The following is a 13072-nucleotide window of genomic DNA, read 5'->3' as shown; positions in this document are numbered from 1 at the left end:
TATCACAAGTAGAAGTATAAATTTTTATTTATTTTTTTATTAATGTTCATATTTTATTTAATTTATTGTATATTGTTCTATTTTTATGAGATTTTTTTAATTGTTTTTTTATTTATTGTTAGGTTATTGTTTTATTTTTATTATTGTTTGTTGTTGTTTTTTATATTTGTTTTATTCGTTTGTTTAATAAAGTTTATCAGTTATTACTTATAGATAGTTAATTAATTATATTTTTACGAGGCTATGTGTTATGAATTCTGACTTTAATGAAGAGAATTATGAAGAGGCTATTTTGGAATTATTTCAAGATGTGTTAGGTTATCATGTTGAGTGTGGGTATGATATTAATAGGGATTATGAGAATCCTTTGTATGTTCCTGTTTTAGAGGATTGTTTAAGAAGTATTAATAGGGATGTTCCTAGTGAAGCTATTTGTGAGGCTATTCGTCGGTTGCAGGATTTTGGTTTAGGTAGTCTTGAGTTTAAAAATGAGTTGTTTACTTCTTATCTTCAGAATGGTATTAATGTTTCATATGTTAGTGATGGTGATGAGCGTCATGTTATTGTTAAGTTAATTGATTTTGATGATGTTGATCGTAATGATTTTAGGGTTGTTAATCAGTGGACTGTCACTAATGTTTCTGAGGATGAGAATAGGCGTCCGGATGTTGTTGTGTTTGTTAATGGTTTACCTCTTATTGTTATGGAGCTTAAATCTCCTTCTAGGGAGGAAGTTGATGTTAGTGATGCTTATACTCAACTTAAAAATCAGATGAATAAGATTCCTCGTTTATTTTATTATAATGCTTTTTGTGTTATGAGTAACATGGAAATTAATAAGGTCGGTACTTTAACTTCTAGCGAAGATAGATTTATGGAGTGGAAGAGTACTGATGGAAGTTATGAGTCTACAGAGTTTGCTGATTATAATACATTTTTTGAAGGTATCTTTGAAAAGAATAGGTTTATTGATATTTTAAGAAATTTTTTATTGTTTTCTAAGGATGGTCAGTATTATAGTAAGATTTTAGGGGCTTATCATCAGTATTTTGCTGTTCATAAAGCTGTTATGAGTACTCTTGAAGCTATTGAGAGTGACCATAAGGCTGGTGTTTTCTGGCATACTCAGGGTAGTGGTAAGTCTTTATCTATGGTTTTTTATGTTCACTTGTTAGAACAGTTGATGAGTAATCTTACTTTTGTTGTTGTTACTGATCGTAATGATTTGGATAACCAGTTATTTGCACAGTTTTCTCATTGTTCTGAGTTTTTAAGACAAAAGCCTGTGCAGGCTGAGAGTAAGGATGACTTGAAGGAATTGTTAAATAATAGACAAGCTAATGGTATTTTCTTTACTACTATTCAGAAGTTTGATGATTCTGAGGAGTCCTTAACTAATAGAGATGATGTTATTGTTATAACTGATGAGGCTCATCGTAGCCAGTATGGCCTTGAAACAAGGGTTGATACACGTACTGGTAAGATTATTGTAGGTGATGCAAGACGTCTACGTGATGCTTTACCTAATGCTACATATATTGGCTTTACTGGTACTCCTATTTCTAGTAAAGACAAAAGTACTCGTGAAATTTTTGGAAATTACATTGATATCTATGATATGACTCAGTCTGTTGAAGATAAGGCAACCGTACCTATATACTATGAAGATAGAGTTGTGAATCTTAAATTAGATAATGATATTCTACATGAAATTGATGATAAGTATGATGAACTAGCTATGAATGCTCAGAATTCAGATATCGAGAAAAGCAAAAAAGAATTAAGTAGAATGGAAATAATTTTAGGCTCAAAAGAAACAATTAACACACTTGTTGAGGATATCCTGAAACATTATGAGGAAAACCGTGAATATCTACTAACAGGTAAAGCTATGATAGTAGCATACTCACGAGACATAGCAATTAAAATATACCAGAGAATACTAGAAATACGACCCAATTGGCAGGAAAAAGTAAATGTAGTGATGACTTCCTCTAATAAGGACCCTGAAGAATGGCATGAAATCATTGGAACAAAGAAACAGAAAACAGAATTAACAAGAAAATTCAAAGATGACAAGGATCCATTTAAAATAGCAATAGTAGTGGATATGTGGCTAACTGGATTTGACGTGCCCTCTCTAGCAACAATGTATATATATAAGCCAATGAAAGGACATACACTAATGCAGGCAATAGCAAGAGTAAACCGGGTATACAAGGACAAGGAAGGAGGATTAATAGTAGATTACATAGGATTATCCAATGCACTGAAAGAAGCAATGAGAGATTATACTGCAAATGATAAGAAAAATTATGGTGATACAAGAATAGAAAACACAGCATACCCTGAATTCCAGAAACAATTAGAAATATGTAAAGACCTATTTTATGGCTATGATTTCTCAGATTTTTATGGAGAAAATAACCTAAAAAGAGCAGATGCAATAAAAGGTGGAGTGAATTTCATAGAATCCAAGAACTCAGAAGATGCAGAAGACACGTACCTTAAAGAATCATTAAAACTAAAACAAGCACTAAGCCTATGCAGAAGTAAAACAACAGAAGATGAAAGAATGGATGCTGCTTACTTTGTAGCAGTACGAAGCCTACTATCACAAATAACAAAAAAAGGACAAATATCACTAAAAGAAATAAACAACCAAATAAACCAACTACTAAAACACTCCATTAAAAGTAATGGAATAATAAACCTCTTCGAAGGAAGCCAAGAAGAAATATCACTATTCGACCCAAAATACTTAGAAAAAATAGCAGCAATGCCCGAAGTAAACCTGGCAAGAAAAATGCTGGAAAAAATACTGAACGATCAAATAAGAACATACAGAAAAACAAACGTGGTAAAATCAGAACAGTTCTCACAACTACTCAACGACACAATAAACAACTACATCAACGGTCACATAACAAATGAAGATGTAATAACTGAACTAATAAAAATGGGTAAAGATATAAAACAAGCACAAAACAAGGGAGAAAAACTAGGACTAACAACAGAAGAACAAGCATTTTACGATGCAATAACAAAACCTGAAGGAATAAAAGACTTCTACAACAACGAAGAACTAATAAAAATGACACACGAACTAACACGAAAACTAAACGAAACAAAAACAATAGACTGGAGAAAAAAGAAAAGTGCAAGAGCAAAAATGAAAGTACAAGTAAAAAGACTACTAAAACAATACGACTACCCACCAAAAGGATTCGACGAAGCAATGAAAACAGTACTACAACAATGCGAACTAATGGCAGATAACTTGTAAAACACTCCTCTTTTTTTTTAATTTTTGTAGAAAAACAAAAATAAATATTTTATATAAAAAAGAAATTGGTTTAAATGTAAATTATATACATATATTTAAAAAATCAAACTTTAAATAAATTAACGTAGAACCTATAGTAATTAAAATATAATAAAAAATATAATTGTCACTAAAATATAATATTTAATTGCTTTAATTATGATACATAAATCTAATCCACCTAAAATCCTGTAATGAATCGTAGTGTATTATTACTATTCTATTTGTTAGTAATTGTGTTGTTCCATCTATAGCCATTGGTATTAATAGTAGTATTGCTGTTATTATCAAGTAAATAGTGTAATCAACGTAAAAATAGTATGTGTATATTAAATATAATGATATTGCTAAGTAACATCCAGTACAGCGAATACATACTGGAAATTGATGTCCTTTTATGAAAAAACTTCTATTAGGATTTCTATGGCAAATTAAGTTGATTATTTTCATATATATATAAATTATATGTCATATGTTTTATTTTATATTTACCACTTCTATTTAATATTGAAAGTTTATAATATAAAAAATAATAATAGATAGACTAATGATTTTCTAAATTTTAATCCTTTATTTTTGAATGTACTAGTAAAGAAATTATGTTAAGGTTATCTTTCTTGTTTTTTGTTTGAGGATTTGAATTTTGACTAGTATATAATTATATGGTGGATATTAACTGTTTTAGGGTAATGTTTATATCTTGTGTGTAATAAAAATAAAAATAGAAGCTACAAATGTATGATTTTTAGTAAAATGTTTTTGATTCTAAAAGAATTAAATTAAAATCATTATTTTAATCATAACAGTAGTGATTTTATAAGTTTATGTTAAAGAGATGATAAAAATGCTAGTACGTAATTTGGATTATTTATCAATCCCAAAAGAATTTAGTAAAGTAGAACTTGATATATATGATAATAAATCTATTGCTCTAGTTTATATTCAACAAAAGGGATACTCATTAGTTTTAAAAAATAATGAAGAAATTGATTCTGTATTTTTACTTAAAACAGATATTCTTCCAAATAATGTTAACGACCACTCTGATAGACAGGATTTTATTAATGTTATAAAGATGTTATTAGACAAGATCTATAGTGGTGCAGATATAAAGGAGTATGAAAAACAACATCAGGAGCATGTATTTTTAAGATTAATGGACATGCTTAATGAGCAGTCAGATGTTGAAATGATTAATGAGGATAATTCTCAAATATATAAGGACATTGAAAAAGGATTCATGAAATTAGAATTAGATATTATGGATAATAAGATTAATGCATTGAATAGTTCTATTTCTAATGTTTCAAGTAACCTGGATTCTACTGTTAAAGATATGGAAGAAAAATCCTGGGAAAACAGAATTAAAAAGACATTGAAAGATTTTGAAGGTAACTAGTGATTCACTATGGTAAAGTGTCCTAACTGTGGAGCGGAAGTCGTTGGGTCAGATTTCTGTTTCAATTGTGGAGAAAAAGTAGATAAAACGGAGACCCCATCAGATATTTGTCCAAAATGCGGGGCAAAAAATGATAAAAACACAAACTTCTGTCGTGAATGTGGCTATAAACTGGAAAATGGTGCATCCATTTCTGCTAAACAAAGAGAATGGAATGCTAAACGTGATGAAGTTCTTGCACGTTATGATAAACTTGCAGAGGACTTCGGAATCAAAGATGAAGACTACTTCCTTACCAGTATGAAACGTTTCAATGCATTAGAAGATATACGTGCTAAACATAAAACATTTAATATATACCTTAGACCTGATTATACTAACAGATATGATGGTTTCTTCCTAATTAAGGATAATAAATTTGTTTTCATGGAAATAGACAACCGTGACTGGGAAAAAGTAAATGCTGGTATTAATAACTTCTACTTTGACAAGATAGTATCCATGAGGGTAACTAAAAGACTCGGTGATGAAAGTAGATATGAAGATATCACTAAAAGAATGTTCACATCCCCTCATGATATTAAAAGAAACATTCAAAATAAAATCCAATCACTTAAAGCAACAAGATTCAAGGATATGATAGCAAACAATGATAGTGCAGACATGTTTGACAGATTAATGATCAAACTAGTAGATAACACATCATATGAAATCAGACTTCCAAGCTATGAATTCGGTCAAGACCTGGTGGCATTATATGAATCATTAAGAGACAGACCACAGCAAGTCATTGTCCAGAACCAGGACGCAGGACCTAGTAAAGCACAGCAAATAAAGGAATACCAGGAATTACTAGAAATGGGTTCTATTACACAAGAAGAATTTGATAAAATAAAAGAAAAAATACTATTCGAATAGGGGTGAAACATTATGGTTAAATGTGATAATTGTGGAATAACTATTCCAGAAGGTATGGAAAGTTGTCCAAATTGCGGAAAACTAGCCACTATTAAAACAGGTGAAGATCAAGAATTCAAATCTGATAAAAACCAAAAGGCTGAATCTGATGAAAGTCAAGAGTTTAAAACTGAAGAAGAACAGAATTCATCAGAACAAACCCTTACCCGGACCTGTAAAAACTGTGGTGCCAGAATATATTCAGACAATATACTTTGTCCATTATGTGGCAATAGACTCGACGAAGAATATGAAGAGGAAGAAGAACTAAAATGTGAAAAATGTGGAACACCAATCCCAGAAAACACACTCTTTTGTCCAACATGCGGAACAAAAGTAAATAATCAAAATAGTACAGGATATTCTCGAGAATACTCAACCCATATAAACGATAATATAAAAACTAGAGAAGAATCAAATCCAAGTATTGGAAAAAAAATTAATTTAGTAAGCATAATAATACCCGCTGTTATAGCTTTAATAATGTCAATAGTATTATCTATAATAGGAGTATGGTTGGAACTATCATGGTATGCATATATAATAGCTATTATACTATCTGTAGGATTCTGTGCAGCACCTATTGATAATGAAATTAATGCAACAATATCCGGATTCATTGTCGGATTATTCTTAGGTATTCTAGAAAGTCCACTCTTTGGAGTTGTATATGGTTCATTTGCTGTAGAGTTATATGAATACTACGTTGGAACCCATCTAATTACTCTGATAATCTTAGGTGTAGTTGTAGCATTTTTATCAAACATGTTTCTAAAAAAACCTGTCACAAATATTGTCACCAAAATCAAAAAAATGATGTAATCGATAGTATTTCATTACTTCTTCTCTTTTTTAAAAAAAAATATGTTATTTATATGATATTATCTAATTTATTTGTAAACATGTTTTATTAATTAATAAACAGGTTTCTACCTAATCATGTTAAGTATCTTGCAATTAGCAGTGTTCATTTTCAAATTCTTTAATTATAGGAGCAAATACCTTATTGAATTTTTCGCCCATATCTATGTGCCATTTAATATATTCATCCCAGTTATCTTTCTTTATTGAATCTATATTACGTCTAATACCTATTGTTGATGATTTATTGTTTTCTTTATTCCTCCAAAATAATTCAAAGCCTAACTCTTCTTCTATCGTTTCTTTATTGGTAAATAAGTATTCAAATAATTCATTATTATTTTTAATCCATATTTGAGTTAAGATGTGTTTCTTCTGAGTGTTTATTTTTAAACTAAGATGAGCTAATGATTTTTTTACATTAGATAATTTTATATTATAAAAAAGCTAAGTTCTCTATAGTATTTAATATTGCATATATTTCTATAAAAAGTAGGTTTTTTATTAAAGGGGAGGTTAAAAAAGAAAATTTTTTAGTATTTATATACATTCATGAATCTGTTAATATCTGATTCATTACCTGTAAATAACACTATATCATTTTCAAGTAATTGGAATTTATCACTAAATTCAGTTATTGTATCATTTCCTCGTATTATAGATGTTATTGTTAGATCATATTTATTAAAGTCATAATCATCCAGTGATTTATTTTCATCTATGTATATTGAATCTGCTATTAAGTCTGTGTCTGCTTCATTAAGATCTAATGATAAATCATCAGTTGAAATCAATCTTAATTCATTGTAATGGTCTGATCTAAGCTCATTTATTGTCTCTGTTATTTCATCAGGATCTTTGTTATAGAAGTCCATTATACGTGAGAAGATCACAAGTCCTGTTTCAAATTCTTCAGGTATTACTTCATCTGCTCCTGCTTCATATAATTCATCAACATTTTTTATGTATTTAGTTCTTACTTCTATGTGTATATTTGGATTTAATCTACGTGCAGTATCTGTTGCTTTAAGACTTCCCCTATAATCTGTTGTTGCTATAATTATCATTTTTGCCTTTGAAATATTAACTTCTTCTAGTATATTTTCTTTTGAAGCATCACCATAAATAATATGTTCTCCTAATGCTTTTTGTCTTTTAACAATTATAGGATTTAGATCTATTGCTATGTATGGTATGTTTTGGTTTTTACATGCTTTTGCTATGTTTCTTCCATTTACACCAAATCCTGCTAGTATCACATGGTCTGATATGTTTTCATCATTTTCATCTATTTGTGTTGGTAGTGCTTCATCATTTTCTGGAAGACGCATACCTCTATTTCCTATTTTTTCAATTATTTTTGGTGTTAGTTTTTGTAAAAATGGTGTTAATGACATTGTAATTACTGTTGTTGCTAAAAATAAGGTGAATAAATCATTTGTTATTAGATTATATTTTAGTCCTTCTGCTGCCAATATAAATGAAAATTCTCCTATTTGTGATAGTAATACTGATACTATTACTATAATTCTCATTGGTAATTTTAGTACTGCAATTGTTGTTCCTGTTGCTAATATTTTAACTACTAATACAACTATTGCAAGGGCAATTATTAATACTATGTTACTAATGAAGTAGTTTACATCTAACATTAAACCTATTGATATTAAAAACAGGCTCATAAACACGTCCTGAAATGGTTCTACATATCCTAGTGTTTGGTGACTGAATTCTGTTTTTGAAATCATAAGTCCTGCAATAAATGCTCCAAGTTCTGGAGATATTCCTGCAAGGGATGTTGCATATGTTGTACCAAGACATATAACTAGTGTTAATAGTATGAATAAATCCCTATTTTTTGTATATGATGCTATGTGTAATACTTTTGGAATTATCCATTTAGAACATACTGCTAGTACCACTACTAATGTTACTACAGTTATTAGTGTTTGTGGTAGTGTTGTTATATCTATTTTACTTCCACCCAGTAGTGGTGTTAGAAGTAAAACCAGTATAACTGCTATATCCTGAAATATCAGTATACCCAGAACTACTTTTCCCTGTATACTATTGTTCATTTGTCGTTCTTGAATTAATTTCATTACAATAGCTGTACTACTGAATGATACTAGAAATCCCATGAATATTCCTTGATTTATTGGAAATCCCACTAGTACTGATAATATCGTTACTATTAATGTTGTTAGTAGAACTTGTAATATACCACCTATTATTGCATAGTGTTTTATTGATGAGAATTTTTCCATTGAAAATTCTAATCCTATAATAAATAGTAAAAATATTACACCTAGTTCTGAGATTGTATTTATTGTTTCTGCTGAATGAAGAAACTGTCCCAGCACTATACCTGTAAGAAACAATCCAATCATTGAAGGGAGTTTAAGTTTATTGAATATTAATAAAATAATAACAGCTGTTAGAAGTATTACTGTTATATTTTGTAATATAAATAAGTCCATTGTTTCTTCCTCAAGTTTAAAGATTATCTTTTATTCTAAATTAATATTTTTCTGTTTTTATACAATTTATATATATGTATTTCTATTTTTTTAAATTTTATGGAAATATTCTAAATATTCATGGAATATTAATCATTTTTAGAGTATTAAAAATAAATACATAATATCAAATTAAATAGATTACATGAGGAGTATTTTTCCTAAAATGTGTATTATTATATAGAATAAATTCATACTTTGCTACTTAGTCTTTAATTTCTTGTTCACAAATTGTTTACATTTTATAGCAATTATACCCATTATATGAAAAATAATTCTCTGAATAAATAATTATAAATAAACTAAATGAAAAATATTCAAGTAATGAAAAGTAATATAAAAGGTTTAATAGAATGATATATTCAGTAGTAGATATAGGTTCAAATACAATAAGATTACAACTATACCAGTATAAAAAAGGAAAACTTAAAACAATAATTTCAAAAAAGAAAACAGCTGGTCTTATTTCATATAAAGAAAATAATAAATTAAATGATGAAGGAATTCAAACATTATTATCCATATTAAAATCATTTAAAAAGAATCTTATTCAATTAAAAGTTGATAATGTTTGTTACTTTGCAACTGCTAGTATAAGAAATCTCAAAAATAGTGATGATATTCTTCAACTTATAAAAGAAGAACTTAATATTGATATATATTTACTTGAGAGTAAAACTGAAGCTATGATGAGTTTTAATGCTGTTAAAAATAGTGGAAAAATGACATCTGATGAGGGTATTCTCTGTGATGTTGGTGGAGGAAGTTCTGAAATTGTTTACTTTAACAATAGAACACCACAAGAATTAACAAGTATAGATATTGGCTCACTAAATAGTTACTACAAATATGTATCTGTTATGTTACCATCAACTAGTGAATGTGAAGCTATAAGAAATGATGTATTAGAGAAAATTAAAAAATCAGAAGTAAATAAACATACAGTCACCCACTTATATGCTGTTGGTGGTACAATACGTGCTATTAAAAAGGTATTGGAACATATATGTATAAAAGAAGACAAAACATCTATTATAACACCAGCAATGCTTAAAAAATTACAAAGTGAATTAAATAAAAATAATAAAGAATATTTTACTAAAATTCTTCAAGTAAAAGCAGAACGTATACATACACTTGTACCAGGTCTTGTCATAATAGCAACAATTGCAGAATATTTTAATATAAAACAAATCCATGTAAGTCATAAAACTGTACGAGAAGGAGTAGTATATTCCATTATAGAGAATGATAAAAATGACAATGAATGAAACCAATAATATAATAAGAAAAAAAGAAACTCCTTCTAAATATAAATATACACAAAATAGGGAGTTATCATGGCTTAAATTTAATCAAAGAGTACTTAGAGAAGCTGCTGATGAAACAGTTCCTCTTCTTGAAAAAGTAAAATTCATATCAATATTCACAAGTAATCTTGATGAATTTTACATGATTAGATGTGGAAGTTTATATGATATAAGTCTTGTTGATAAAAAACTTAGAGATAATAAAACAGGACTTACTGCAAAGGAACAATTGAATTTAATATATGAAAAAACAGCACCTCTTTATAAAGAAAAAGATGAAATATATTCTAAGATATTGGCTAAGTTACGTGAATATCGTATTATTAGACATAGTTTTGATGAACTAGATAGTTTAAAAAGAAAATACATAACACAATATTTCTATGAAAATGTCTCACCACTACTTTCTCCACAAATTATAGATCTAAGACATCCATTTCCACATATGATTAATAAGAAGTTGTATATTTATTCCATACTTGAGAATGAAAATACTCGTTGTATGGGATTAATACCTATACCAAAACAGTTACCTGCATATGTGATGTTTCCAGGTACACATGAATATATTCTTATGGAAGAATTAATCTATGCATTTGCAGAGAAAATATTTTCAAATTATACTGTTAAATATTCTACAATTACAGCAGTAACAAGAAATGCTGATGTGAACTTACAAAACTCTCCAATAGATGAGGATGAAGATTATAGACACTATATGAAAAATATTCTTAAAAAAAGAAATAGGCTTGCACCTATAAGGTTAGAGTTTTATAAATACTATAATCATAAATATAACAAGAATTTAAGACGTAAACTTGATTTACATAAAAATCAAGTCTTTGTAACAAATACTCCTATTAATATGGATTATACCTATGATTTAATTGATTCTCTGCCACAACAAATTAAGGAAGAATTAACATTTCCAGAATTTAAGTCTCAAAAATCACCAAATCTTAATACTAAAAAATCAGTATTTAAACAATTAGATAAAAAAGATGTCCTACTTTTCTATCCATATGAATCCATGAACACATTTCTTGGATTTTTAAAAGAAGCTGCAAATGATGATGATGTAACATCCATTAAAATTACATTATATCGTGTTGCAAGATCATCCCAGGTAATTAAATATTTACTTGAAGCTATTGAAAATGAAAAGGATGTAAGTGTTCTTATTGAATTACGTGCACGTTTTGATGAGAAAAACAACATATATAATGCTGAACTTCTTGAAGAAGCAGGATGTCAAATAATTTATGGTTTTGAAAATTACAAGGTTCATTCAAAGATTTGTGTTGTAACAAGAAAATCTAAAAATAAAATAACTCATTATACTCAGATTGGTACTGGAAATTATAATGAGAAAACTGCAAAGTTATATACTGATTATGCATATCTTACATCAAATCAAACAATAGGAGAAGATGCTATACGTTTCTTTAAAAATATGGCATTATCTAATCTTAATGGAACATATGATAAGTTACTTGTTGCTCCAACTAGTCTTAGAAATAATATAATTAAATATATTGATGAGGAAATAAAGAAGTCAGAAAATAATATGGAAAATGGAATTATAATGAAGATGAATTCCTTAACTGATAGAAAGATTATTAACAAGTTAGTTGAAGCTTCCCAGAAGGGTGTTAAAATAACCATGATAATAAGAGGTATTTGTTGTATAATACCAGGACTTCCAGGTAAAACAGACAATATTGAAGTTAGAAGTATTGTTGGCAGATATCTTGAACATTCAAGAATTTATATTTTTGGTAAGGGTTCTGATAGAAAAATTTATATTTCCAGTGCTGATATTATGACCAGAAATACGGCAAAAAGAGTTGAAGTTGCATGTCCTATTGAAGATTTTGATATTAGAAAAAGAATTCTTGAAGATATAGAAGCCATGCTAAAAGATGATATTAAAGGTCGTAGAATCAATAAAAAAGGTGATTATGAATATATTAAAGAGCAAAAACAATTTAGTTCACAGGATTTCTTCCAAAAACGTGCAATAAAAGAAATCAAAGAATATAATACTTATGAGGAAAATAAATCTATTTTCAGAAGAATTATTGATTATATTCAACAATTATTTTAGAGAACTCATCCCCTTCCTTTTTTTGTCTTTGTAAAAATCATTTCTACAAAGTCCTAATTCTAATTTTAAAAAAGTAAATTAAACTAATTATTGAATAACACGTATTATTGCTTGTAAATGAATTAAAAAATACTAATAATTAGTATAAAAACCATACAAGAACATGTGTTAAATAAAATAATAAAGCGCTGTATAAAACTAGTCAATAATATTTTAATAAATAACCATAGATTTATTAACTACGCACTACAAAAAAAGAAATAATTCAAATTATTATTGTTTTTTATAAACTTAATTTGAATTAGAATTTTTAAAATAAAAGTGGTAACATGAAAGATAAAAAATTAATATTTATTATAACATTGATAATATTATTAATAGGACTAACAACTATAAGTGCAACTGATACAAACACAGAAATTACACAAGAAAAACAAAATATAGAAAAGAACAACAATCCCGAAACAACAAAAACAAACATAAACTCTGACAACAAACCATACTACACAATAGATGATGAAATAGAAGAAAACAACAATGCACAAGATGAAGATGATGGAATAGACTATGAAAATGAAGATAAAACAGACTACA

10 protein-coding genes are annotated in these 13072 nt (G+C 28.0%); 7 read left to right on the top strand and 3 right to left on the bottom strand.

Annotated features, from left to right (window positions below; genetic code table 11):
* The first annotated feature begins 250 nt into the window (after nucleotides 1-250).
* The gene (locus BZ132_RS03620) at nucleotides 251-3286 is read left to right on the top strand and encodes a type I restriction endonuclease subunit R (RefSeq protein WP_286940516.1); all 3036 of its coding nucleotides are present in this window, start codon (nucleotides 251-253) and stop codon (nucleotides 3284-3286) included.
* A gap of 192 nt (nucleotides 3287-3478) precedes the next feature.
* Here the strand turns inward: BZ132_RS03620 and BZ132_RS03615 are convergent, their stop codons facing one another.
* The gene (locus BZ132_RS03615; RefSeq protein ID WP_286940514.1) at nucleotides 3479-3775 is read right to left on the bottom strand and encodes a DUF2085 domain-containing protein; all 297 of its coding nucleotides are present in this window, start codon (nucleotides 3773-3775) and stop codon (nucleotides 3479-3481) included.
* A gap of 394 nt (nucleotides 3776-4169) precedes the next feature.
* Here BZ132_RS03615 and BZ132_RS03610 point away from each other — a divergent pair, with 394 nt between their 5' ends.
* Genes BZ132_RS03610 through BZ132_RS03600 form a run of 3 tightly spaced genes read left to right on the top strand, consistent with a single transcriptional unit; the run spans nucleotide 4170 to nucleotide 6503 of the window.
* Complete coding sequence (locus BZ132_RS03610; protein ID WP_286940513.1) at nucleotides 4170-4724, top strand: hypothetical protein; 555 nt, start codon at nucleotides 4170-4172, stop codon at nucleotides 4722-4724.
* Between the two features lie 9 nt (nucleotides 4725-4733).
* The gene (locus tag BZ132_RS03605; protein WP_286940512.1) at nucleotides 4734-5642 is read left to right on the top strand and encodes a zinc-ribbon domain-containing protein; all 909 of its coding nucleotides are present in this window, start codon (nucleotides 4734-4736) and stop codon (nucleotides 5640-5642) included.
* A 12-nt stretch (nucleotides 5643-5654) separates the two neighbouring features.
* Nucleotides 5655-6503 carry a zinc-ribbon domain-containing protein gene (locus BZ132_RS03600; RefSeq protein ID WP_011406322.1) on the top strand — a complete coding sequence of 283 codons (849 nt, stop codon included), beginning with the start codon at nucleotides 5655-5657 and terminating at the stop codon, nucleotides 6501-6503.
* A 135-nt stretch (nucleotides 6504-6638) separates the two neighbouring features.
* Here BZ132_RS03600 and BZ132_RS07640 read toward each other — a convergent pair whose 3' ends face one another.
* Nucleotides 6639-6977, bottom strand: coding sequence for a DUF4268 domain-containing protein (locus BZ132_RS07640; protein ID WP_083757034.1), 339 nt, complete (start codon nucleotides 6975-6977; stop codon nucleotides 6639-6641).
* Nucleotides 6978-7075: 98 nt separating this feature from the next.
* A complete protein-coding gene (locus BZ132_RS03595) occupies nucleotides 7076-9022 on the bottom strand; it encodes a cation:proton antiporter (RefSeq protein WP_011406321.1) in 1947 nt (648 codons plus the stop codon).
* Nucleotides 9023-9414: 392 nt separating this feature from the next.
* On the opposite strand from BZ132_RS03595, the gene BZ132_RS03590 reads away from it, so the two are divergent.
* The 3 genes from BZ132_RS03590 to BZ132_RS03580 all read left to right on the top strand — a co-directional run.
* Nucleotides 9415-10332, top strand: coding sequence for an exopolyphosphatase (locus BZ132_RS03590; protein WP_112149471.1), 918 nt, complete (start codon nucleotides 9415-9417; stop codon nucleotides 10330-10332).
* Nucleotides 10325-12478 (top strand): polyphosphate kinase, encoded by a 2154-nt coding sequence (locus BZ132_RS03585; RefSeq protein WP_394339516.1) that lies wholly within the window; start codon nucleotides 10325-10327, stop codon nucleotides 12476-12478. Before BZ132_RS03590 ends, BZ132_RS03585 begins: the two co-directional genes overlap by 8 nt.
* Before the next feature lie 329 nt (nucleotides 12479-12807).
* Nucleotides 12808-13072, top strand: a 265-nt coding sequence (locus tag BZ132_RS03580; RefSeq protein ID WP_286940510.1) for a hypothetical protein, incomplete at its 3' end; no start/stop codon positions are given.

Source organism: Methanosphaera sp. DEW79 (genome assembly GCF_003266085.1).
Taxonomy (GTDB): Archaea; Methanobacteriota; Methanobacteria; order Methanobacteriales; family Methanobacteriaceae; genus Methanosphaera; species Methanosphaera stadtmanae.
Note: the sequence above shows the minus strand (reverse complement) of the source record. Positions and strands in the feature narration are given on the sequence as shown.

Bases quoted from the DNA above. Each gene is read 5' to 3' on its own strand.
- BZ132_RS03620 (WP_286940516.1), top strand. From the start codon at position 251: ATGAATTCTGACTTTAATGAAGAGAATTATGAAGAGGCTATTTTGGAA.
- BZ132_RS03615 (WP_286940514.1), bottom strand. From the start codon at position 3,775: ATGAAAATAATCAACTTAATTTGCCATAGAAATCCTAATAGAAGTTTT.
- BZ132_RS03610 (WP_286940513.1), top strand. From the start codon at position 4,170: ATGCTAGTACGTAATTTGGATTATTTATCAATCCCAAAAGAATTTAGT.
- BZ132_RS03605 (WP_286940512.1), top strand. From the start codon at position 4,734: ATGGTAAAGTGTCCTAACTGTGGAGCGGAAGTCGTTGGGTCAGATTTC.
- BZ132_RS03600 (WP_011406322.1), top strand. From the start codon at position 5,655: ATGGTTAAATGTGATAATTGTGGAATAACTATTCCAGAAGGTATGGAA.
- BZ132_RS03595 (WP_011406321.1), bottom strand. From the start codon at position 9,022: ATGGACTTATTTATATTACAAAATATAACAGTAATACTTCTAACAGCT.
- BZ132_RS03590 (WP_112149471.1), top strand. From the start codon at position 9,415: ATGATATATTCAGTAGTAGATATAGGTTCAAATACAATAAGATTACAA.
- BZ132_RS03585 (WP_394339516.1), top strand. From the start codon at position 10,325: ATGAATGAAACCAATAATATAATAAGAAAAAAAGAAACTCCTTCTAAA.